The following is a 23,599-nucleotide window of genomic DNA, read 5'->3' on the forward strand; positions in this document are numbered from 1 at the left end:
TAAGAGGCACCACGGAAACCACCAAGGAGCAGACACAGTGCAGCGCTGGCGTGGCTTGGAGGACATCCCCGAGGACTGGGGACGCAGCGTCGTCACCATCGGCTCCTACGACGGTGTCCACCGCGGGCACCAGCTGATCATCAAGCATGCTGTGGACCGCGCCCGCGACCTGGGCGTCCCCGCCGTCGTCGTCACCTTCGACCCCCACCCCAGCGAGGTCGTCCGCCCCGGCAGCCACCCGCCGCTGCTCGCCCCGCACCACCGCCGTGCCGAACTGATGGCGGACCTGGGCGTGGACGCGGTGCTGATCCTCCCCTTCACCAAGGAGTTCTCGAAGCTGTCCGCGGCCGACTTCGTGGTCAAGGTCCTGGTCGACCGGCTGCGTGCCAGGGCGGTCGTCGAGGGCCCCAACTTCCGCTTCGGCCACAAGGCCGCCGGGAACGTCGAGTTCCTCGTCGAACAGGGCAAGGTGTACGACTTCGAGGTCGAGGTCGTGGACCTGTACGTGTCCGGTGACGCCGGCGGCGGCGAACCGTTCTCCTCGACCCTGACCCGCCGCCTGGTCGCCGAGGGCGACGTCGCGGGCGCCGCGGAGATCCTGGGCCGCCCGCACCGCGTCGAGGGCGTCGTCGTCCGGGGCGCCCAGCGCGGCCGCGAGATGGGCTTCCCCACGGCCAACGTCGAGACGCTCCCGCACACCGCGATCCCGGCCGACGGCGTCTACGCCGGCTGGCTGCACGCCCAGGGCGAGGCGATGCCGGCCGCGATCTCCGTCGGCACCAACCCCCAGTTCGAAGGCACCGAGCGCACGGTGGAGGCGTACGCCATCGACCGCGTCGGCCTCGACCTGTACGGCCTGCACGTCGCCGTGGACTTCCTGGCCTTCGTACGCGGCCAGGCGAAGTTCGAGACGCTGGACGCGCTTCTCGAGCAGATGGCCGAGGACGTCCAGCGCTGCCGGGAACTGGTCGCGGCGGACGCCGCCCGACAGCCCTGACGCCGACGCACACGCCGACGCCGACGCCGACGCCGACGTCGTACGTCGTACGTCCGTCGCACCGTGTAACCGGCCGGGACGCGGCAGACGGGTCCTCGTCCGCCCGGGTCAGTCCGGCCGCGGCGCGGCTGTGCCCTCCGGCCCGTCCGCCGACCGCTCCGGCCGGGCCCAGTGGCAGGCGACCTGAGCCGTGTCGCCGCCGCGCAGGATCTCCAGCTCCTGATGCCGGCACGCGTCGGCGACCCCGGCGCGTTCCGCCTCGCCACCGGCGAGCACCTGGCAGCGGACGTGGAAGCGGCAGCCGGTGGGGACGTACGAGGGATCGGGGGGCTCACCGGAGAGCACGACCGGAGTGCCGGACGCCTCCGGCAGCACGGACAACAGGGCCTGGGTGTACGGATGCCGGGGCGCCGTCAGCACCTGCTCCGCCGCGCCCGTCTCGACGATGCGGCCGAGGTACATCACCGCGACCCGGTCGGCGATGTTCCAGGCCAGCCCCAGGTCGTGGGTCACCACCAGGGCGGACAGGCCGAGCTCGGTGCGCAGCCGCAGCAGCAGCGCCAGGATCTCGCCGCGCACCGACGCGTCGAGGGAGGCCACCGGTTCGTCGGCGACGAGGAGTTCCGGTTCCAGGACCAGCGCGCCCGCGATCACGACCCGCTGGCGCTGGCCACCGGACAACTCGTGCGGGTAACGCAGGAAGAAGCGCTCCGGTGGCCGCAGCCCGGCACGGGACAGCGCCTCGGCGACCGCCGTCCGCTCGTCCCCCGCCCGACCGTGGATGCGCAGGCCCTCGGCGACGATGTCGTACACCGTGTGCCGCGGGTTCAGTGAGCCGCTCGGGTCCTGGAGGACCAGTTGGGCCCGCCTGCGGTGCGCCTTCAGCGCGCGGCCGGAGCGGGCGAGCGGCGCGCCGTCGAAGACGACGCGGCCCGCGGTCGGCGGGATCAGGCCGAGCAGGCAGCGGGCGAGTGTCGTCTTCCCGCAGCCCGACTCACCGACCAGCGCGACGATCTCGCCCCGCCCGATGTCGAGATCGACCCCGTCCACGGCCCGGGCGTCGGGCGCGCCGCGCCGTCCGGGGAAGGCGACCCGCAACCCCTCGACGCTCAGCAGCGAAGGCGCGGCGCTCGTCGGAACGCCCGTCGTCGGAGTCATGGGAGTGCCCGGCAGGGGAGTGCTCGTCATGGGGTGCTGCTCCTCACTCCCTCGTCCCGCGCCGGCGGTGTGCCGCCGGACGTCGCGCCGTGGGCGGGAGGGGCGCCGGTGCCGTCGGACCCCACGTGCACGCACGCCGCCCGCCGGTCCTCTCCCGCCTCCCGCAGCGCCTGGTCCCGCGTGGCGCAGACATCCAGTGCGACCGGGCACCTCGGATGGAACGCGCACCCGGACGGCACCGCCGCCGGGTCCGGCGGATCACCCGGCAGCCCGCGTGGCGCGAACCGCGACGCGGGGTCCCCGATCCTCGGGAAGGCGCCCGACAGCGCCCGTCCGTACGGATGCCGGGCGTCCGCGTAGACCTGCCCCGCCGGGCCCTCCTCGACCACCCGTCCCGCGTACATCACCGCGAGCCGGTCGCAGGTGTCGGCCAGCACGGCGAGGTCGTGGCTGATCATGATCAGGCCGACGTCCTGCTCGCCCACCAGTCCCTCGATCAGCCGGAGTATCTGTGCCTGGATCATCACGTCGAGTGCCGTGGTGGGCTCGTCGGCGACGATCAGACGCGGGTCGCAGGCCAGCGCCATCGCGATCATCACCCGCTGCCGCTGGCCCCCCGACAACTCGTGCGGGTAGGCACTCGCCCGCGTCGCCGGCAGGCCCACCTGCTCCAGCAGCTCACCGGTCCTCTTCCGGGCGCCTGCCGGTGTGGCCCCGCGGTGCAGCAGGATGGGCTCGGCGATCTGGTCACCGACGCGGTGCACGGCGTTCAGGGAGTGCATCGCGCCCTGGAAGACGATCGACGCCCCCGCCCAGCGCACGGCCCGCACCCGGCCCCACTTCATGGTCAGCACGTCCTCGCCGTCCAGCAGGACCTCCCCGCCGATCCGGGCGCCGGGCGGCAGCAGCCGCAGCAGTGCCAGTGCCAGGGTGGACTTGCCGCAGCCGGACTCGCCGGCGATGCCGAGCTTCCCGCCCGCGACGAGGCTCAGGTCGACCCCGCGCAGGGCGGCCGCGTCACCGGGATACGTCACGTGCAGGTCGCGGACCTCGAGCAGACTCAACGCGACACCCCCAGCCTGGGATTGAGAACGGCCTCCACCGCACGCCCGCACAGGGTGAAGGCCAGCGCCACCAGCGCGATCCCGACACCCGGCGGCACCAGGTACCACCAGTCGCCGGAACTCACGGACCCCGCCTCGCGCGCGTCCTGCAGCAGCCCGCCCCACGAGACGACCCCCGGGTCCCCGAGCCCGAGGAAGGCCAGGGTCGCCTCGGCCAGGATCGAGGAGGAGATGATCAGGGTCGTCTGGGCGAGGACCAGCGGCATGACGTTGGGCAGCACGTGCCGGGACATGATGTGCCAGTGCCCGCCCCCGAGCGCCCTGGCGCGTTCGATGTACGGTCGTGACTCCACCGCCAGCGTCTGCGCGCGTACCAGACGGGCCGTCGTGGGCCAGGTGGTCACGCCGATCGCCAGCACGATCGTGCCGAGCGAACGGGACAGCACCGTCGCCAGCACGATGGCGAGCACCAGCGTCGGCATCACCAGGAACCAGTCCGTGATCCGCATCATCACCGTGGCGTACCAGCCTCGGAAGTGTCCGGCCGTGATCCCGATGAGCGCCCCGATCGTCACCGACAGCGCGGCCGCGAGCAGGCCGACGAGCAGCGAGACGCGCGAGCCCCAGATCAGCAGTCCCAGCAGGTTCCGGCCGAACTGGTCGGTGCCCAACGGGAACCGGCCGCTCGGGCTCTCCAGCGGCTGCCCCGGCGCGTGGGTCACACTCTCCACGTCCGACCCGACGGTGAGCGGCGCGGTCAGCGCGACGAGCACGAACAGCAGCAGCGCCGCCAGGCCGAACATGCCCGCGCGGTGCCTGCGGTACTCCTTCCAGAAGCGCGCGACGGAGGCCCGGCGCCGCCGCCGGGCGAGTGCGCGCGGGCCGGGCGTCGCGGAGTCCGCGGGAGACCCGGGGCTCCGAGGGCTCTCGCGGCTTCCAGGGCTGTCACGGCTCCCAGGACTGTCGGTGGTCTCGGCGGTCATCGGCCCACCCTCGGATCGAACAGTGGATACAGCAGGTCCGCCAGGGTGTTCATCAGGATCACCGCGGCGGCGAAGACGAAGAACAGCCCCTGCACCAGCGGAAGATCGGGCACGCTGAGCGCCTGGTAGAACAGCCCGCCGAGCCCCGGCCAGGAGAAGACCGTCTCGACGAGGATGACTCCTGCCACCGTCCGCCCCAGGTTGACGAAGATCAGTGTGACGGTCGGCAGCAGCGCGTTGGGCACCGCGTGCCGGCGCCGTACGAGATCGTCCCTGAGGCCCTTGGCCCGCGCCGTCGTCAGATAGTCGCCGCCCATCTCGTCCAGCAACGCCGACCGTGTCACCAGCAGTGTCTGTCCGTACTCCACGGCGACCAGGGTCACCACCGGGAGTACGAGGTGGTGGGCGACGTCGATGACGTGGGCGAGGCCCTCCTCCCTGCCCGACTCCATGCCCCCGGTCGGGAAGAGGCCCGGGATGGGATCCACGCCGACCGACAGGACGATGATGAGCAGCAGCCCCAGCCAGAAGGACGGGATGGAGTAGAGCGTCAGCGCCAGACCGGTGTGGATACGGTCGCCGAGCCCGCCGTGCCGCCATGCCGAGCGGGTGCCGAGGAAGACGCCCAGCGCGGTGTAGAGCACGAACGCCGTGCCGGTGAGCAGCAGGGTGTTCGGCAGCGCCTCGGAGATCTTGTCGACGACCGGCGCGCGGAACTGGTACGACGTGCCCAGGTCCCCGGTGAGCGCCTTGCCGCAGTAGTCCGTGAACTGCTGCCACAGCGGCAGGTCCAGCCCGAACTCCCGCCGGTAGACGGCGATCTGCTCGGCCGAGACCGGACGGCGGCCCGTCATGAACTTCACCGGGTCACCGGGGATCATCCTGAAGAGGAAGAAGCTGGTGACGAGGACGGCGAGCAGGGAGACGGCAGCTCCGGCCAGCTTGCCCGCCACATACCGCGGATACGCGCCGAGGGCAGGCCGGCGGCGCGGCCCGGACGGCCGCTTCCCGCCCACGGAGCCCGGCCCGGTGCCCGCGCCCGCACCGGCGCCCGCGGTCGTGGTCGTGGTCGTGGCCGGGGGCACCGGCCTACTCACGGTCGTCCGCCGTCGCCCGGCGACGGGCCAGGAAGAACACCCCGAGTCCGACGAGGACGACGGCGCCCGCGGCGATCCCGATCACGGCGCCGGTCGACGACGAACCACCGGAGGAGTCACCGGATTCCGCGGGAACCGCCGACCACCAGCTCCAGTAACCGTCCTGTCCGTAGATGTTGCCCGCCGCGGAGGGCATGGTCGTGATCGACTCGATCTGGTCCGTACGGTAGGCCTCGACCGCGTTCGGATAGGCCATGACGTTCATGTAGCCCAGGTCGTACAGCCGCGACTGCATCCGCTTGACGAGGTCGGCCCGCTTGGCGGAGTCGTACTCGGCCAGCTGCCGGGCGTACAGCTCGTCGTACGTCTTGTCGCAGATGAAGTTGTCGGTGGCTCCCGTCTCCTTCGACGTGGCCGGGAGCGTGGCGCAGGTGTGGATGGAGAGCACGAAGTCCGGGTCGGGGTTGACGGACCAGCCGTCGAAGGCCAGGTCGTACTCGCCGGCCAGCCACGGGTCGGTCACGTTGTCCAGGCAGTTGAGGGTGATAGAGATCCCCAGCTCACCCCACCACTCCTCCAGGTACTTGCCGACCGCCTTGTCGTTCGGTTCGGTGGCGTGGCACAGGACCCGGTAGTTCAGCGGCTTGCCGTCCTTGCCCAGGCGCTTGCCGTCGGCGTTCGTCCGGTAGCCCGCCTCGTCGAGCAGCCGGGCCGCCGCCGCGGGGTCGTACGTCAGCTTCTGGTCGGCCGACGGCTCGAAGAAGTACTGCGGGAAGCGCGGCGGGAGGTAGCCCTCCCCCTCGACCGCGTGGCCCTGGAACACCTTGTCGACGATCGCCTCGCGGTCCACCGCCATGAACAGCGCGTGCCGCACCCGCTGGTCCAGCAGGGAGGGGTGTCCGTCACCGAGCTTCGTGCCGTCCTTCGCCCGGGCGCCCGGGTTGGTGGCGAGGGCGTAGAAGCGGCGACCGGGCGCGTCGTTGACGTGGATGTTCTCCTCGTCCTGGAGCGAGTCGGCCTGGGCGGGCGTCAGCGACGGCGACCCGGACACGAACGACACCTCGCCCTTGCGCAGCGCGGCCACGGCGGCGTCCTGGTCCTTGTAGTAACGGAAGACCAGCTCGTCGAACTTGGGCGCGCCCCGCCAGAAGTCCTTGTTGGCCTTCAACCGAACGTAGCTGTCCGGTTTGTAGTCGGTGAGGACGAAGGGCCCGTTCCCGACGATCGGGAAGTCCTTGTCGTTGTTGAACTTCGAGAGGTCGCCGACCTTCTCCCAGACGTGTCTGGGGACGATCGGCACGTCGAGCGCGGTCATCGTGGCCTGCGGCTTCTTCAGCCGGATCACCAGCTGGGTCGGGCTGGGCGCGGTGACCTCCGCGAAGTTGGTGACGAAGCTCCCGTTGGCGGTGGCGGCGCCGTCGTCGGTCATCATCTTGTTGAACGTCCAGGCCGCGTCCTCGGCGGTCGCCTGCCGCCCGTCCGACCACTTGGAGTCGGAGCGGATCGTGTACGTCCAGGTCAGCTTGTCCGGTGACGACTTCCACTCGGTGGCGAAACCCGGGACGGCGTGGTTGTCCTCGGGGTCGTAGTTGGTCAGGTACTCGTACGTCAGCCGGTGGATGCTCGTGCTGAGGAGCCGTACCGCCAGGAAGGGACTGAGCGAGTCGACGCTCTGCGCCACGGCGACGGTGAGCACCTTGTCGTCCTCGGCGGCCGAGACCGCCGGGGTGGCGGCCACACCCGATGCGAGGAGCGTGGCGGTGGCGCCCGCGGCGGTGAGCAGCCGGAGCCTCCTCGAGCGGGTGCCGGTACGTCCACTGCCGTGCTGATCGTGTGTGCTCATGGCTACCTGACCTCGCGTCATCGCACGCGGGATGCCGTAGGCCCTCCGCGTGAGGCGGGCTTGAACAGATGTGAACAGGCTGGAGCGATCCGTGAATGGCTTGAGCGGGCCTGGCCGGGTGGCGCAGACGGAGTGAAGTGTGTGTCTACCAGCGGCAGTCTGCGCGCGTCAACGGTGCGTCAAACCCCATTTGGCCTGCGGAAACAGGGAGTTGATGACACATTCACTCTCATTGGCGCAGACCACTGGCGCCTCCCTGGTGAGAGCCTGACGACCGAGCCCCACCCGTTCTGCCCGCGAACGTGCGAAGGCCCGCGCCGTCCTGTGACGACGCGGGCCCTTACGCGGTGGCGGTCCTACTGCTGCTGCTGCGGAGGAGGGGGCGATTGCCCGGGCTGCTGCTGCCCCGGCTGCGGATATCCGTAACCGGGCTGGGCATAGGGCTGCTCGGGCTGCGGGTACGGCTGCCCGGACTGCTGGGGGTACGGCTGTCCCGGCTGGGGTTGCTGCGGCTGGGCGGGCTGTGCGGGCTGTGCGAACTGGCCCGGCTGGCCGGGCTGTCCCGGCATGGGCTGGTGTCCGGGCATGGGCTGTCCCGGCATGGGCTGCCAGGGGCCGGGCTGTCCGGGGCCGGGCTGTCCGGGCATCGGCTGGCCGCCCGGGTAGCCCTGGCCCTGCGCCTGTCCCGGCAGTGGCGGTGCGGCCACCGGTGGCGGGTTGCCGTTGGACGTCCACAGGCCGTGCGACTGCTGGTGGCGGACGAAGTCCTCGGCGACCATCGCGGAGAGGTTGAAGTACGCCTCCCGCACCTTCGGCCGCATCATGTCGAGGTCGACCTCCGCACCGGCGGCCAGGTGCTCGTCGAACGGCACCACGACGACGCCCCGGCACCGCGTCTGGAAATGGCCGACGATGTCATCGACCTTGATCATCTTGCCGGTCTCGCGGACCCCCGAGATGACGGTGATGGACCGCGAGACAAGGTCGGCGTACCCGTGGGCGGACAGCCAGTCCAGCGTCGTACTGGCGCTGCTCGCCCCGTCCACGGACGGCGTCGAGATGATGATCAACTGGTCGGCGAGGTCGAGCACGCCACGCATGGCGCTGTAGAGCAGGCCGGTACCCGAGTCGGTGAGGATGATCGGGTACTGCTTGCCCAGCACGTCGATCGAGCGCCGGTAGTCCTCGTCGTTGAAGGTCGTGGACACGGCCGGGTCGACGTCGTTGGCGATGATCTCCAGCCCGGACGAGGCCTGGGAGGTGAACCGCCGGATGTCCATGTACGAGTTGAGGTGCGGGATCGCCTGGACGAGGTCGCGGATGGTGGCCCCCGTCTCCCGGCGCACCCGGCGGCCGAGCGTACCGGCGTCCGGGTTGGCGTCGATCGCGAGGATCTTGTCCTGCCGCTCGGTGGCGAGCGTGGAGCCGAGCGCGGTGGTGGTGGTCGTCTTGCCGACGCCGCCCTTGAGGCTGATGACGGCGATGCGGTAGCAGGACAGCACCGGGGTGCGGATCAACTCCAGCTTCCGCTGCCGCTCGGCCTCCTCCTTCTTGCCGCCCAGCTTGAACCGCGAACCGCCGGATGCCGGACGGCTGCTCTTCGCCTTCTGCTTCTTGTTGTTGAGCAGCCGGTCGGACGACAGCTCCACGGCCGCGGTGTAACCGAGCGGTGCCGCACCCGGGTTGGTGGGCTGACGCTGGTCGTGCTGTACGGGCTGCGGCCAGGCGGCACCGAGCCGGGGATCGGCGGGCTGCTGCGGCCCGGGTGCCTGACCCTGCTGGTATTGCTGGAACTGCTCCGGCTGACCGGGCTGACCGGGCTGCATCGGCTGCGGCGCGTGAGGTGTCCGCTGCGGCTGCTGGGCAGCGGGAACCGGCGGGCCCTGGACATCGCCCTGCGACTGGTGCGGTACGCCGGGATATGGCTGCTGCCCCTGCGGCGCGGTTGCCTGCGGAAAGCCGTAGCCACCGGGCTGCGCCGGGGGCTGAGGATGGGGAGCCGGCGCACCGGGCTGCGGGAACCCGAAACCGGCGGCGTCGGTCCCAGGGGCGGAAGCGGGAGCGCCGCCCGGCTGCTGCCCGATCGGAGGCTGCGGCGCCGCCGGAGGGGTGGCGCCCGGCTGGGGGAAGCCGTAGCCGGCCGGCGGAACGGGCTGTGCGGGCGCCTGGCTCGGTGGCATCGGCGCGGCGGCCGGCGGGTTCCACGCGGCGGGCGCCGGCTGCGGAGCCTGCGGCTGGAAAGGAGGGTGCTGGGCCGGAACACCCGGCTGCTCGGGAGCGGCGGGCGCGGGCTGCGCGGGCCACTGATGCGCCGGCGCGGGCGCCACGGGAGGGTACGACGGAGGCAGTGGCGGCACTTTACCCTGGACCACAGGCGGCGCGTCGGCCGGAACGGCGCCCCCGGGCACGGCGTCCTGCGGGTGGGGCACCGCGTCCTCGGGCTCGGGCTCGGGCGTGCTCACCGGAGCGGCCGGGGTGACCGGCTCGGGCTCACCCTCCTGAACGGAGGAGGCAGGGCCGAACCCGTCCACGCCGTTGGCCACACCGTCGGAAAGGCCGTCGGACACGTCGGAGCCGACGCCGTCGTCCGCCGGACCGGACCCGTCGTCCGCGAGGGGCGCAGCGTCCTCGCCCGCCGCGCTGTCCTGTTCGCGGGCGTCGGCGAGTTCGGGACCGCCGTGGAGTTCCGGACCACCTGCAGGTTCCGGACCATCTGTTGGTTCCGGACGATCGGCGCGCTCGGGCTCGACATCGTCACCCGCCACAGCCAACGCCTCGCCCGGCGCGTCCGCACCGGCGTCGTCGGAAGCGATCACGGCGTCGTCCTCAGCGACGGCCCCGGGTTCGTCGGCCCCGGGCTCTGGCCGCGCGTCCTGCCCGGCGTCCTCCGCGGCGGCACGCTCGGCGATCTCCCGCTTCAGGGCAGCCGAGGAGAACCGCATCGTGGCGCCGCTCTCCAGGTCGCCGTTGTCGGGCTCCGGTTCCTGGGCGGGCGGGGGAGCGGGAGCCTGGAGCTGGAACCCGCCGGCCGGAAACGCCGGTGCGGCCGGGGGAGAGACCGGATCCGCGGCGGGCGCCGGTACGTCCGCGGCCTCAGGTTCGGGCAGCCCCCGCGGTTCCGGCTCGGGCTCGGCCTCCGGCCGCTCCTGCGTCTGCTGCGGCTCGAACCCACTCCCGACCGGCAGCCGGGGCACCCCGATCGGTGGCGTGGGCGGCGTGAACGGCGCTTCCGGGCCGGGCGGGGGCGGCGCCGAGAACGGCGCCCCCGGACCACCCTGCGGCGCAGGCGACGGAGTCAGCCCCTGAGTCGGGCCCTGTCCTTGCCCCTGACCCGATCCGCCCGACGCGTTCTGGGTGTACCAGGCGGGCGGCGCGTAGTCGATGGTGAACTCGCCCGTCGTCTCAATCGCTGACTCCGCGTCGGGTTGGTCATCGCCGGGTGTAGCCCAGCCCCCGCGGTTCCCGTCCCGATCGCTGCTCACAGTTCCTCCTGGTGTGGTCGAGCACCCTCATGCCGTGCTGGGGCGACCCTTGCTTGTCATTCGCAATTGTCCGAGGCCGTCCGAGGTCGTCCGATCCACGGGCTCTCCCCCTGGGACGCCGCACCCGGTCCACAGGTTCTCGCGCCGCGCCGTGACCCAGCCTAATCACCACAGGTACTGCCCCGGCAGCCCCGTCCACCCCTCGACGCCCGCCGATTCCGGCATCCCTGACGGCAGGGTCGCGTACGTGTGCCCGACGCAAGGTGGCAAACCGGTTGATAAGCGGTCGGTCAGTCCATTCGACGTGGCGTGCCCAGGAGTCCGACCTCGGCATCCGTCGGCTGCGTCATCACGTACTGCCGGTCACGGTCGGCACACCAGAGGGTGACACCGTCGGCGAGAGTCGGCAGTGAGTCCACGTCGCCTCTCGGCAGGGCCATGGTGCGTCCCAGCTCCGCGGCCTCGTTCGGTGATACCCGCTGCACACCCACAAGGCGCGCCTGCCGTATCAGCCGGGGCGCGACGGGGCTGAGATAGGGAAGAAGCGTCAGCACCGACTTCCAGGGGCCGGACACCACCCGTCCCCGCGGTGGGCGCATACCGCAGTCGCGCACCACCAGCACCGGCGTGCCGGCCGAGGCGCCCAGCGGCGGCACCCGCCCCACGTCGTAGACCGCGAGCCCGTTCTGGCCGCCGCCCATGGCGTGGACCATCTGCGTCCACGCGTGCGCCCGCCCGGTCTCCACGGCCACTCTTGCGCCGGTCGCCGCGGCCCGCAGCGCGAACACCTGGGCCGTCCACAGCCCGCCGATGAGGACGACCTCGTACGGCGTGGGCCGGTTCAACCCCAGTACGGCGGAGTGCCCGTCGGCGTCCACCCCGATGACGACGCCGTCGTCCCCAATGGGCAGCGACAGCGTGTCCAGGTCGTCCGCGGACAGCGTGTGCCGTCCGTGGCGCGGGCCGAGCAGGCCGAAGCCGGCGTGCAGCAGATCGCGAGCCCGTCGGGCGGCGGACGGCTGTGTGTCTCCGGACGCCGCCGGAGCCGCCGGTGCGGCCGGTGCGGCCGGTGCGTGTGACGGACCGGGAGCTCCGTGCGCGTCCGGCCCGTCAGTGGTCTGTGTCGTCGTGGCGTTCACCGGACACCTCCCAGGGGCAGAGTGGCGAGCACACCCGGCAGTTGCTCCCGGTCGAGCCGCGTCAGCGCGGCACCCGCATCCCGCGCCGCGCTCTCCAACGCGCGCCGGGCTTCGGCGAGTTCGTCCGCGCTGCGGCCGGTGACCCGAAGATGGCCGCGAAGCGCCATCTCCCGCTGGTCCGCGCGCTCGAGGGTGACACTGACCGTGGTGGCGAGAGCGGGGACCGCCGTGACCCGTGCCACGAACTGGGGCAGTGACGGCCCGCGGTCGCCGTCCAGTTGCGGCCACCTGCGAATCCAGTACGTGGTGTGCCGGCGGTTGTCGCAGCGCCAGCTGCGGCCCGACTCCTCGGTACGTCTCTCGTGCCGGTCGGCCCGTCCCGCCTCGGCCGTCACCAGCGGGTTGGCGCAGGCCGACGTGGCGATGGCCGACGTCAGCTCCTCCTCGTCGAGCACAGTGGCGCGGAATCCGGCGCCGGTCAGCCTGCTGGCGAGGTGGTCGGCGGCCCGCACGACACACTTCTGAGCACCGAGCAGACCGCCGCCCCGGGCCGCCACGGCGTCCGGGCACAACTCCGGGGTGACCTTCAGCGCGATCCAGGTGATGCGTACCGCGGGAGCGCCGGTCTGTTCCTGCAACGGCGCGTAGTTGCTGACGGCCACGGACTGCCGCGGCAGGTGCAGCGCGGGCGCGGGCTGCGTGTGCAGCACGATCTGCGCCGACTCCAGGCGGATCCCGTCCACCTCGAGAGCGTCCCGCACCAGGGCCAGCGGCAGCGGTCGCCGGCTCCGCTCGGCACGCAGGGCGGTGGCGTCGGCTTCGACCTGCACCACCGCGGTGACGAACGTGCCGTCCCCGACGATACCGACGGGCCGCCGCTCCCGGCCTCCGTACGCGTAGGTGCGCAGGCTCGGATCGCACTCCACGGCCGGGGCGAGTCCCGGCTCCGTGCCCGGCGCTATCACCAGCTTCGCGGCGCGCTTGCGCCGGACGCGCAGGGCCCGTGCCGTGGCCACCCACTCGGGCACGGAGCGGCCCCGGCGGCGTACGAAGGCCAGCAGGACCAACACGACGGCGACGACGGCGGCGACGGCCAGGGCCACGGTGCCGATGGCCCATCCGGTGAGGAGAACGGCGGCCGCGAGCTCCACCAGCACGATCCGTTGCAGCCGGGACGGCCCCGGCCTGCCCGTACGCAGCTTCAGGTGGGGTCCGCCTCGCGCGGAAGGCTGTCGCGCCGCCCGTGACGCCGGTTCGGCGGAACCGTTTGTCCGGGCCCGGTCACGGCCCGAGGTCCGCGTTCCGGAAGCCATCACTCCATCCCCCCAATTCGCTCACAACTCGCTGAGATACCAGCACCGTGCCAGATCCCAGCGGGCCCAGGCACCCTACCCGCTCCCCAAGTCCCTCCCCGCAGCAGGCATAGTAGGGGCCGCGTCCGACATCGGTGGGCGGGGGACGGTGGTCCCCGGCATCGCCCATGCGGACCACGGGCGGACACGGGTGGCACACGGGGAGAGACACGCACCAATGACATCTCGGCGGGATCAGCTCAACGCCTACACCTTCGCGAAGCGCCGCCTGCTCGCGGCCTTCGTCCAGTCCTTCCCGCACGGGTCCGAGGAAGGCGCGCCACGCCCCCTGCGGGGCGTCGTGCCCGGACTCATCATCGGCGTGATCGTCATGGCGGTCTTCGGCGCCTGGGGCATGTTCAAGCCCACCGCGCCCAAGGGCTGGGACACCCCCAACGAGAAGGTGATCGTCGCCGACAAGTCGACCACCCGGTATGTCGTCCTGAAAACCGGCGACGAGGTCCAGCTGCACCCCGTCCTCAACATGGCGTCGGCGAAACTCCTGCTGGCCCCCAACAAGGGCGACGTCGTCACCGTCAGTGAATCGCTCCTCGACAGCGGCAAGATCCCGCACGGTGTCACCATCGGCATCCCGTACGCCCCGGACCGGCTGCCCTCCGACGAGGAAGCGGGCACCGCCAAGCGCTGGGTCGTCTGTGAGCGGCCGAGTGCGGGCGGCCGGTCCATCCAGAAGGCCACGCTGGTTCTCGCCGACCGTGAGAAGAAACTGACCGAGGGCAAGCAGAAGTTGACCGGCGGCGAACTGCTCTACGTGGCGGACCCCGACGGCAAGCGCTTCGTCGTGGACTCCGGTGGCACGGCCTATCAGGTCGACAAGACGGACACCGGGTCCGACCTGGAACTGCTGCTGCGCACCGTCGTCGGCTCCGGGCGCGAGCCCCAGCGGGTGTCCCGCGAGTGGCTGGCGACCCTCCACCAGGGCGACCCGATCACGTTCCCGGAGATCGAGGGCACTCCCGGCGCCCCCGCCGGCGCCCCCGGGCAGCTCGGTGAGTCGGCCGACAAGGTCGGCACGGTGCTCAAGGCGTTCGACAACAACAAGGAGCAGTACTACGTCGTGCTGCGGGGACGGGTCGCGCCGGTGTCCGCCTTCGTCGCGCAGCTGCTGCTGTTCAGCAAGGACCTGGCTCAGGTCGGGCAGGCCGGTCAGGCCCTGGAGATGAGCCCCGGGGCCATCGTCCCCGGCAAGCCCTTCGGTACCGAGTACGCCTGGCCGACCGGCACCCCCGAAGCCGTCAACGAGGCGTCGGACGCCAAGGGCAGCCGCAACACCGTCTGCAACGTCCTGCGAGGAGTCGGTGGCAAGGGATCCACCACGCTCAGCACCTGGGCGGGCACCGACTTCCCGACCGACCTCCCCTCCGGATCGTCCAGTGCCTACGTGACACCGGGCTCCGGACAGCTCTACCGCCAGTTCAAGGGCGCGCAGACGAAGGCGGGCCCCGTCTTCCTGGTCACCGACACCGGTCTCCGCCACGTCCTGCAGTCGAACTCGGACAGCGCCACCGACGACGCCGGGATCGGCATGTCGGCACAGGAGAAGAAGGAAATGGAGCAGGAGGCCCAGCAGGCCCAGACGCGCCTGGGCTACGCCGACGTGGATCCCGCCCCGATCCCCGCCGCCTGGTCGGCGTTCCTTCCCACGGGCCCCCGCCTGTCCACGGCCGCGGCACGCCAGCCGCAGGGCTCCTAGGAGGGACGCCACCACCATGCGACCCACGTGCCTCCGCGCCCTTCCGACGGCAGCCGCGGCGACCCTGCTGGTAGCGATCTCCGTGGTCGGTGCGCCACCGGCAGCGGCGGAAGACGACTTCTCCGGCCAGTGCGAATACCCCAATGCCACCTACCCGGGCCGCCCCTGGTCCCTCCAGCGGGTCCAGCTCGACGAACTGTGGACCGAGTCCAAGGGCAAGGGCGTACGGGTCGCCGTCATCGACACCGGCGTCGACGTGGCGAACCCGCAGCTGAAGAGCGCGGTGGACGTCAAGAGCGGCCGCAACTTCCTGCCCAAGGACCTGAAGGACGAAGACGGCGACCCCATCGACCGGGGCAACGAGAACGGCACCACCGACACCGTCGGCCACGGCACCAAGGTCGCCGGCATCATCGCCGCCCGGCCCGACGACAGGACCGGCTTCGTGGGCCTGGCCCCCGAGGCGACCATCATCCCGATCCAGCAGAACGACGCGGAGGGCAACGGCGACACCGACACCCTCGCCAAGTCGATCCGCTACGCGGTCGAGGCCGGAGCCGACGTCATCAACATCTCGCAGGACACCGCGGGCGCCGCCGAACCGGACCCGAAGCTGGAAGCCGCCGTCGACGACGCCCTGGCCAAGGAGATCGTCATCGTCGCGTCGGCGGGCAACGACGGACTCGGCGGCAACATCAAGAAGACCTACCCCGCCTCCTACGAGGGCGTCCTCGCCGTCGCCGCCTCCGACCGCAACAACGAACGCGCGTCCTTCTCGCAGTCCGGCGACTTCGTCGACGTCGCGGCCCCGGGCGTCGACATGATCTCGACCGTCCCCAGGGGTGGCCACTGCGCCGACAACGGCACGAGTTTCTCCGCGCCGTACGTCTCGGGTGTCGCGGCGCTCATCAAGGGCGAGCACCCCACCTGGACCCAGCGCCAGATCGTGGCCCAGATCGAACAGACCGCGGAACGCACCATCTCCGGTCACGACCGCCTGGTCGGCTGGGGCGTGGTGGACCCGGTCCGCGCTCTGACGGAGGACGACCGGCCGATCGAGTCGCCCAGGCCCCAAGAGGGCTTGGCCAAGGCCGAGGCACCGGTCGCGGCGAAACTCCCACTCGGCGAGACGGCCGACGAACGCAACACCCGCCTCGCGACCTACGTGGCCGTCGGCGCGACGGTGCTGGTGGTGGGCCTGAGCGGGGCTGCGGTGGCGATCAGGGACGCGCGCAGAAGGACGCGTACCGCGGAAGTTCGCAGCGGTCGTAGTGCAACGTGAGGAAACACCGTTCGACCATCGCAGGGACGTCAACACCCCGGCGGAGACCGTGTTGAAGGAGTGAAGATGGCCGGAACGTGCGCGAGTTGCAGCACTTCTGTTGCATATCGCGGTTGGGGCTGTCGGTGTCAGTTATTAGAGTGGTGCGATGGTGGCCGTGATCGCTCCAGCGGCCTGTCGACTCGCGGGGGACAGGGCGCAACACGGGGAAAACGGGGAAAACGGGGAGGGATAGCACAGTGCTTCCTGCAGAGATGGGCGGCGGAGCCGCAGACGTGCGCCGTGGCGTGATGGCGCTCTCGACGTTCAAGAAGCGGGTGGACGACCTGCTCAAGACCTTCGAGGACTCGGCGGGCGGTGCGTCCAAGGTCGGCACCCACAGCCTGCCGGAGACCGCCTTCGCCAGCGGCGCCTTCCCGGAGGGCAAACAGCTCCACCTGGAGTACGAGCGCGTCCACGAGCGGATCACCGCACTGTCGAAGTCGCTCGGCCTCCAACTGGAGGCCATGCAGATCGCCGTGCACGGAGTGGACGTCACCTTCGACAACCTCGAGGACGAACAGCGCCAGCGGTTCCACGAGATCCGGCTCGAGGTCAACCAAGCGCGCGAAGAGATGCTCGAGCGCCAGAACGAGCGGAACAACCGCGCTGACCGAACCGACGCGGGGTACTGATGAGCGGCGACAAGAACAAGCCGGATCTCCACCAGGAGGAGCGGCAGGACGCCCTGGCGCAGAACGGCGTGCTGGACGCGGTCATGACGATGACCAAGATCGTCCCGTTCGGTTCGGTCAGGGGTGTCCGCTTCGGCTCCACGAGCTTCGAGAACCACGAGCTCAATCAGATGATCGACATCGTCGAGTCCGCCAACCCGGAACTCCTGGAGTCCGCCGGCCGCGCCCTCGTCGACGCCCGAGACGCCATCAAGGAGGCGGCCACAGAACTCAGGACCAACCTCGGTGGCGACCTCGACTGGAAGGGCGAGGCACGCAACGCCTTCTCCGACTGGCGAGACAGTCTGGTCAAGACCGCCGAAGGTGTCGCGGACTACGCCGACATCATCGGAACCCAGGTCATGGCCGCGGGCACCGGCCTCGCCTCGGTCCGCAAGTCCATGCCTCCGCGCGACACTCGCCTCGTCTCGAAACGGGTGCAGGATTTCACCGAAGTGGAGAAGATCGAGACCAACGAGCAGTACACCCAGGCGGTCAAGGTGGAAAAGAACCGCCAGGAGGCCATCAACCAGATGTACCGGCTGGCGTCGTTCTACACGGTGTCAGCGGGAATGATGGGAAGCGCCGAAGAGCCGGTGTTCCCCAAGATGCCGGATGCGGGGGTCCCCAAGCCAACTCCGGGCTCCATCCGCTCAGACCCACCTGGCGTCGGCAACGCGTCACTTACGTCCCCCAGCAGTGCTCCTACCGAGCATCACCAGTCCTCGCCGACCGGTGAAGTAGGGCGGGCGTCCGCGATCGAGCAGCAATTGTCTGCCAGGGAGTCATCTGAGCCTGCCGCTCTCCCGAAGCGGCCCGTGGGGACAGAGATCAACAGTGTCGGTACGCTGCCGCCGCAAGAGGCGGTGAAGCCGATCAATGCTGCGCCACCGTCGATGACCGGTCCCACCGCTCCGGCAGGGCCCGTTCCGCCCATGGCTCCGAGTGCGATCCCGCCCACCGCGCGCGGACTCTTGGGGCGCGCCACAGGACCCGGCGGTGGGGCCGTGTCCAAGGTCTCACCACCAGTACGGGGGCGAGTGGGGGGACCGATGGGCCCGGACTCGGCGTCACGCACAGGTGCTGGCCCCTTGGGCCAGACCCCCCGTGGCGTGACGCCAGGGCCCATGGGCAGCCGTGGGACAGGACCGCTAGGGCAAGCGGCGCGAACCGCCCCGCCTGGGCAGGGTGAGGGACGCGCTCCTGGCCCCATGGGGCGTGGCATCGTTGGGGGCACGCCGAGGCCCGGGGCGCCGGCACCCGGACCGGCCGGTGGCGGGTTCCCGCGGGGGCCAGTGAACGGAACGCAGGCTACGCCGTCCGGGCGTAGTGCTGGACGTAATCCCGATGGTGTTGTTGGGGGACGTTCCGTTCCCAGCGCCATGCCGGGAAGCAACGCCTCCAAGCTGCCGCGTGGCACGGTCATTGGCGGGGAGGGCACATCTGCTCAGCGTCCGGCAGGGCAGAGGCCAGGCCAGCGTGGAGTGATCGGGGCGCCCGCCCCGGCGCCGCGTACAGGAGAGGCATCTCGTCGCCCCGCTGCCAACCCTGACGGGGTTGTCGGAGCGCCGAACGGGAGAACCTCCGGTACGGGTAACGGTGGTTCGACTCCCCGACGTCCCGCTGCACCACGTGGTGGAGCGGGGAACCAGGGGTCCTACGAGGGCCGTTCGCGTCGAGATAGGCGACGTGACAACCAGGCCACGACCGACTGACCGGACAGAAGCGAGGACAGGCACCAGCATGTTGTCAGGTTTCAGCCGACACACCAGGCGGACCGCATCTCCTGTGAGGCGATACAACAGAGGACGGGCTTCGGTCGTCTGTTCAATGTTCGGTGCCTTGGCCCTTACGTCGGCAGCGTTGGCGCCGAGCGCATTGGCGGCCGATACACAGTCCCAGCAGTGGTACTTGTCGGCGATGAAGGCTGACGAGATGTGGAAGGTGAGTACAGGAAAGGGAGTGAAGGTGGCTGTGATCGACACGGGAGTAAACCCCGACACCCCTTCGCTCCAGGGTCAAGTGCTTACTGAAGAAGTGTCCCAAGCCCACGGTTACAAGGCGACTGAGGATTACGAAGGGCACGGCACTACCATGGCCGAACTGATTGTCGGCACTGGTGCCGGCGGCGGCCTGCAAGGCCTGGCTCCGGGGGCCAAAATCGTACCTTATCGGGTCGCTTTGCAGGGTCTGGAAGGTGCTGAGGCAGAGAAGGCTCCCGATGTCGCAGACGTGATCAGAGCCGTCGCTGACAGCGACGTGCAAATCATGAGCATGTCCTTTGGTGTCGATGCCGAAGATTCGGATGAGCTTGAGGCAGTCAAGTATGCCCAATCCAAGGGCAAGCTGATGATTGCGGGCACAGGAAATGACGCTGAAAAGAAAAACCTCATCGGATACCCCGCTGCCTACCCTTACGTAGTGGGCGTGGCCGCTTCGGACGAGTCCGGAAAGGTCGCGAAGTTTTCGGAGCATGGAAACTACGTCGACCTGGCAGCTCCAGGGTTGGACACGCCCGGCTGGTGCGACGAGACCTTCCGCTCCTACTGCGACCAGGGAGGAACAAGCTTCGCCACCGCCCTCACTTCCGCTTCCGCCGCCCTCATCTGGTCCGCCCACCCCGACTGGACCGCCAACCAGGTCCTCGCCAGCCTCATCGACACCGCCGGCCGTGACTGGGCCAGGGACGACCCGAGCGTCTACCTCGGCTACGGCCTGATCCGCCCCCGTAAGGTTCTGGAGAACGCGGACTTCACGCCCGCAGCGGCAAACACCGATCCTCTGGCCAGGGAGAACGCCACCGGCGTCCTCGACGAATCGGGCAACCCGGTGGCCTCTTCGACCGCACCGTCGCCCCAGCCTTCGAAGGAGGCATCGGGCAGCAAGGCCCAACAACCCGTGGCCTCCGAGAAGGACACCTCCGACAACACCACCTTGTGGGTAGCGCTCGGAGCCGTGGCGGCAGTGCTCGTGATCGGAGGCGGTGCCTTCGCCGTGGTCCGCTCCCGACGAGGCGCCTGAAGACGCCCTCGCAACCGACCCTCACCACCACGCCGTGACACACACGACAACGCGTCACCGCACTCACGAAAGGGACTGCCGAAATGGCTGACGGCCGCAAGCTTTACGAGGCCCAGGTACAGAAGCTCCAGACCAACGTCATCGACCGTTACGACTCGATCAGGCAGTCTCTCGCCCAGCTCCAGGGGACGATCGACATGATCGAGAAGCACTGGACGGGGCAGGGCGCCATCGCCTTCGACAAGAAGCAGACGGAGATCAACAACCACATGGCCTCGATCGGCCGGATGCTGGACGACTTCCTCGAGGGCATCCAGCTGAACAAGGCCGACAAGCAGAAGCTCGAGGACCAGATCGAGGCGGACGTCACCAAGATCTCGGTGGAAGACCTTGGTGGAAAGACCTCGGCGCTCAACAGCTACTGACGCGGGCTTTTCAAAATCGGCCTGCTGACTCTCAACGGAACGAGGAAGACATGCCCGGAGCACACTACGACGAGCTCGCCGTCACCTACGGCACCATGGACGCGCTCGCCACTGAACTCGGTACCCAGGCCAAGAAGCTCGAGGAGGACCTCGAGGCCCTCAAGAAGGCCGTGCTCGACGCGGCCGCGGGCTGGGGCGGCGAGGCGTACGAGGAATTCACCAAGAAGACCAAGGAGTGGGACCGCCACGCCTCCGGCATCCACCAGGCCCTGGTCAGCATCGGCCAGCGCGTCGGCACCGCCGGCGGTGACTACCGCGGTGGCGACCTGAAGGGCGCCAGCTACTTCCTGTAGTAGTGCAGACGTAAGGACGCACAAGCGGCACACAGGGTGGACACGCGCGGGAGGTGTCCACCCTGTGTGCCGCTTCCTGCTGTGGTGCTCAGGGCGGGCAGCCGAGTTTTTCTTTGTAGGCGTCGAAGTAGGAAGGGGCAAGCCTCTCCAATAGAGGTTGCGACTCTTCGTTCCACTTCATGTCCCTAACTTCTACGGAAACGACGTCACCCTCCTTGCTGACCCCGGGGCATGAGATAATAGTTGCCACCCCGCGATGCCAGGAGGCGTATCTGCCGCCCTTGATATACCGCACCGCTTTGAGGTCGTAGTCCTGGAAGAGATCGCGCAGGTCATAATCGCTACCGTGCCATGTGGCGTCACTGATCACGGAGTCGTTTCCGTCCACGTACATGTGGCAGAATTGGCCTTCCGTAAGGTTGAAGTATCCAGTGTCCTGTTTCAGCTTGTCGCCGTCGTCGAGCAGAGATTTCAAGACGTTCTTATTGGCGGGGATTCCGCAGATGTTGTCTGGGGCGTCATATGACAGGCCGCTGCTTGGATCGTCACAGGCGGAGAGGCTCAATGTAAGGGCGAGGGCGATGGCCAGTCTCTTCGGGGTCAAAGGAGATCTTTGTGTCCCGTGAGGCGAGGGTTGGAGGAACTTCATGACCCATCTCCCGAGGAGTTCCACTGAGCGCCATCCGAGTGGCTCACGCCTGCTTGCGTTCGAACCGCTCGCTCGATGGCCTCCTTGGTCTCTGCATCGTCTTCTCCGTGACGCACGAAGTAAGTGGTGATGGCTGCCGCAGACGCGTCCTGTGCCGCCTTTCGTCCGTCTGAATACTCTTTCCCCGCACTGAGCTCAGCCTCATCCGTCATGTCTTTCTGAACACTCTTCACGACACTCTCGGACACATCCTCCGCCAGCCAGTTGACCGGCTCTCCCACGATGGAGAAGGGAGCAGGAATGGCTCCCGTGCCCAAGCCGACGATCCGGTTGACCCACTTCGCGTTGTCGGCCACCGCCTCGTTGTACTCCGCGTTCGTAGCCGTGTGGAAGTCGTAGATCGCGTCGGCTCTGGAGTTGCTCATCACTCCCGCGATGGCAGCACCCGGAGCGACCAGGTCCCCGACGCGTGCACCGTCCTCCGGAGTGAGGTCCTTCCCCTCCGTCCGCAGGAAGTCCTGCACCACGTTCGCGGTGTAGGCCTGCTGCGCGGAAGTGATGGCGCTGTAGGCGTCCGGGTCCTGCCCGACGAGGCCGAGGAACTTCTGTGCCTCCCCGGAACCGAGGTTGGCGGGCTCGCCGTTGACCGGGAAGGCCTTGCTGTCCGCACTCTCGCCGTACATCGACCGCTGGAAGTCCGCGATGTAGTCAGCCGAGATGTTGCCCAGGCTGTCCCGCAGGGCGTACAGGGGACCGGTCTCCTCTTCCTTCAGGTCACCGTTCATGTTGTGCGTCAGCAGATCCGGGTTCTGGGCGAACTTCTCCACGATGTCGTGGACCAGTTTCGCCTGTGCGTCGCTGTGCTTGACGGACGGGTCGATCGTGTCAGTGTCGTACGGGCGGCCCGTCGCCGCAGCCTCCAAGGCGTGGCCCAGTGCGTTCGGGCCGAAGTTGAGTGCCTTCTTCGCCGCTTCCTCATCCGCGAGGACGTTGTGGCTGTTCGTGTCGATCACCCACTCGAAGTCCTTTGTGGTGAAAAGGTCGAGGTAGGACTTGAAGTCGGGCTTCTCTCCGGACTTGACCGTGCCGTCGTCGTGGTACGCAGTCGGCGTCTGCGTGAAGAACTGCTCCGCTGCCTCAGGACTGTGCCCCAGTGCCTCGAGCACGCTGTTGAGCGGTGCGTTTCCGGTGCCCAGCTTGCCGGAGGGGTTGAACCCGTAGCCGTCGTCACTGCCGGCCGGCTTGTTCGCCATGAAACGGTACGGATCGTCCTGGTGAAGCTGTGTGACGTGCTCCGCGATGGGAGTCAGGAACGCGGGATCGTAGTTCCCGTAGCGGAGGAGGCCGCCCAGTACCTGGTATCCGTACGGCTTGTTCATCATGCCGCGGTCCCACTCGATCTCCTGAGTGCCCAGCTTGCGGAACTCCGAGCCCCACCACGAGGGCAGGTGCTGCCGGTCGCCTTTGAGGCTCTGCGGCGTGTACGGGTCGGTCGCGTTGGCCAGAGCATGGCCCATGTACTTCTGCAGGTCCTGTACGCCGCTCAACCGGGTCTTCGAGGCGTCTCCGCTCGTACCGTCGATCGACATGGCACCGTAGAACTCGAGTGTCTGCCTCGGGCCGCCGAGGCCCTGGAAGAACTCCGTGGCGAACTCGCCGTCCTTCTCGCGTCCGTTGTGTCGCAGCAGCCTGTTCAGTTCGGCCAGCTCTCGGCCGGTCATGCCCTCGCGCTTCTCCGCGAGTTCCAGCGCGCGTTCGACCTGGGCGTCGTTGAGCGAGTCGTAGGTCGCATGGCCGGCGTTGTAGGGGTCGTTCCCGTGGGTTCGGGCGAGCGCCAGCTTGGTGGACGCGTCGATGTCCCTGGCGTGCGCGATCTTTCCCGTGATCGCGTCGGCGTAGTACTGGCGTTCTTCCTTGTTCTTGTCGTCCTTCGGGGACGTACCCGGCGTCACGTGGGCGTCCACGCTCACCGTCCCGTCGCCGTTGTCCCGAACGGTGTAACCCTTGTCCTTCGCCTCGGTGGTGAGCGTCCGCACGCGCTTCTGCAAAGCCTCGAGCTCACGGTGGGCGTCGTCCAGGACCTGGTAGACGCCGTTGGCTTCCCCGTGGAGGTCGGCGAACTCCGCTGCGGTCCTGTCCACGAACTCTCGCGTGACGCCGGCGTTCACCCCCTTCCAACGTGCGCGGTCGGATCTCTTCTTGAGGCCGTCGCGCGCGTCGGTCTCGAGTTGCTTCAGATTGTCGACCGCCTTCTTCCAGTCCGAGACCGCGGTGTCCAACTGACCGAGTGAGACCTGCATCAGATCGTTGTAGGTGATGGGCATGCC

17 protein-coding genes are annotated in these 23,599 nt (G+C 69.4%); 7 read left to right on the forward strand and 10 right to left on the reverse strand.

The window, feature by feature from the left end:
* Nucleotides 1-37 precede the first annotated feature (37 nt).
* The gene (locus QC283_RS34245) at nt 38-997 is read left to right on the forward strand and encodes a bifunctional riboflavin kinase/FAD synthetase (protein ID WP_279565663.1); all 960 of its coding nucleotides are present in this window, start codon (nt 38-40) and stop codon (nt 995-997) included.
* Nucleotides 998-1,105: 108 nt separating this feature from the next.
* Here QC283_RS34245 and QC283_RS34250 read toward each other — a convergent pair whose 3' ends face one another.
* The 8 genes from QC283_RS34250 to eccE all read right to left on the reverse strand — a co-directional run bounded on the left by QC283_RS34250 (nt 1,106) and on the right by eccE (nt 13,076).
* Entirely contained in the window at nt 1,106-2,185 is a 1,080-nt protein-coding gene (locus tag QC283_RS34250; protein ID WP_443032732.1) for an oligopeptide/dipeptide ABC transporter ATP-binding protein, read from the reverse strand.
* Nucleotides 2,182-3,219: an ABC transporter ATP-binding protein gene (locus tag QC283_RS34255; RefSeq protein ID WP_279565664.1), complete on the reverse strand. Its 1,038-nt coding sequence runs from the start codon at nt 3,217-3,219 to the stop codon at nt 2,182-2,184. The genes QC283_RS34250 and QC283_RS34255 overlap by 4 nt, the downstream gene beginning before the upstream one ends.
* Nucleotides 3,216-4,202, reverse strand: coding sequence for an ABC transporter permease (locus tag QC283_RS34260; RefSeq protein WP_279565665.1), 987 nt, complete (start codon nt 4,200-4,202; stop codon nt 3,216-3,218). Before QC283_RS34260 ends, QC283_RS34255 begins: the two co-directional genes overlap by 4 nt.
* The gene (locus QC283_RS34265) at nt 4,199-5,218 is read right to left on the reverse strand and encodes an ABC transporter permease (RefSeq protein WP_279565700.1); all 1,020 of its coding nucleotides are present in this window, start codon (nt 5,216-5,218) and stop codon (nt 4,199-4,201) included. The genes QC283_RS34260 and QC283_RS34265 overlap by 4 nt, the downstream gene beginning before the upstream one ends.
* Nucleotides 5,219-5,291: 73 nt before the next feature.
* Nucleotides 5,292-7,142, reverse strand: a complete 1,851-nt coding sequence (locus QC283_RS34270) for an ABC transporter substrate-binding protein (RefSeq protein ID WP_279565666.1) — start codon at nt 7,140-7,142, stop codon at nt 5,292-5,294.
* A 356-nt stretch (nt 7,143-7,498) separates the two neighbouring features.
* On the reverse strand, nt 7,499-10,624 hold the full coding sequence (locus QC283_RS34275; RefSeq protein ID WP_279565667.1) for an SCO5717 family growth-regulating ATPase: 3,126 nt from the start codon (nt 10,622-10,624) through the stop codon (nt 7,499-7,501).
* A 290-nt stretch (nt 10,625-10,914) separates the two neighbouring features.
* Nucleotides 10,915-11,763 carry a hypothetical protein gene (locus tag QC283_RS34280; protein ID WP_279565668.1) on the reverse strand — a complete coding sequence of 283 codons (849 nt, stop codon included), beginning with the start codon at nt 11,761-11,763 and terminating at the stop codon, nt 10,915-10,917.
* Nucleotides 11,760-13,076, reverse strand: a complete 1,317-nt coding sequence (gene eccE, locus QC283_RS34285) for a type VII secretion protein EccE (RefSeq protein WP_279565669.1) — start codon at nt 13,074-13,076, stop codon at nt 11,760-11,762. The genes QC283_RS34280 and eccE overlap by 4 nt, the downstream gene beginning before the upstream one ends.
* A 217-nt stretch (nt 13,077-13,293) precedes the next feature.
* Between eccE and eccB the strand changes: the two genes are divergently transcribed.
* From eccB to QC283_RS34315, 6 genes are all read left to right on the forward strand, one after another.
* Complete coding sequence (gene eccB, locus QC283_RS34290; protein WP_279565670.1) at nt 13,294-14,829, forward strand: type VII secretion protein EccB; 1,536 nt, start codon at nt 13,294-13,296, stop codon at nt 14,827-14,829.
* 16 nt (nt 14,830-14,845) lie between these two features.
* Nucleotides 14,846-16,111, forward strand: a complete 1,266-nt coding sequence (gene mycP, locus QC283_RS34295) for a type VII secretion-associated serine protease mycosin (protein WP_279565671.1) — start codon at nt 14,846-14,848, stop codon at nt 16,109-16,111.
* Nucleotides 16,112-16,350: 239 nt separating this feature from the next.
* Nucleotides 16,351-16,785: a hypothetical protein gene (locus QC283_RS34300; protein ID WP_279565672.1), complete on the forward strand. Its 435-nt coding sequence runs from the start codon at nt 16,351-16,353 to the stop codon at nt 16,783-16,785.
* 2,013 nt (nt 16,786-18,798) lie between these two features.
* Nucleotides 18,799-19,845 carry a S8 family serine peptidase gene (locus QC283_RS34305; RefSeq protein WP_443032735.1) on the forward strand — a complete coding sequence of 349 codons (1,047 nt, stop codon included), beginning with the start codon at nt 18,799-18,801 and terminating at the stop codon, nt 19,843-19,845.
* Between the two features lie 83 nt (nt 19,846-19,928).
* Entirely contained in the window at nt 19,929-20,270 is a 342-nt protein-coding gene (locus QC283_RS34310) for a WXG100 family type VII secretion target (protein WP_279565674.1), read from the forward strand.
* Between the two features lie 50 nt (nt 20,271-20,320).
* Entirely contained in the window at nt 20,321-20,623 is a 303-nt protein-coding gene (locus QC283_RS34315) for a WXG100 family type VII secretion target (protein ID WP_279565675.1), read from the forward strand.
* Between the two features lie 88 nt (nt 20,624-20,711).
* On the opposite strand, the gene QC283_RS34320 is transcribed toward QC283_RS34315, so the two are convergent.
* Both QC283_RS34320 and QC283_RS34325 read right to left on the reverse strand, forming a co-directional pair.
* Nucleotides 20,712-21,272, reverse strand: coding sequence for a hypothetical protein (locus tag QC283_RS34320; RefSeq protein ID WP_279565676.1), 561 nt, complete (start codon nt 21,270-21,272; stop codon nt 20,712-20,714).
* Nucleotides 21,269-23,596, reverse strand: a complete 2,328-nt coding sequence (locus QC283_RS34325) for a DUF6571 family protein (protein ID WP_279565677.1) — start codon at nt 23,594-23,596, stop codon at nt 21,269-21,271. Before QC283_RS34325 ends, QC283_RS34320 begins: the two co-directional genes overlap by 4 nt.
* Nucleotides 23,597-23,599: the final 3 nt, after the last annotated feature.

Origin of the sequence: Streptomyces sp. DH41 (genome assembly GCF_029813785.1) — a bacterium.
Taxonomy (GTDB): Bacteria; Actinomycetota; Actinomycetes; order Streptomycetales; family Streptomycetaceae; genus Streptomyces.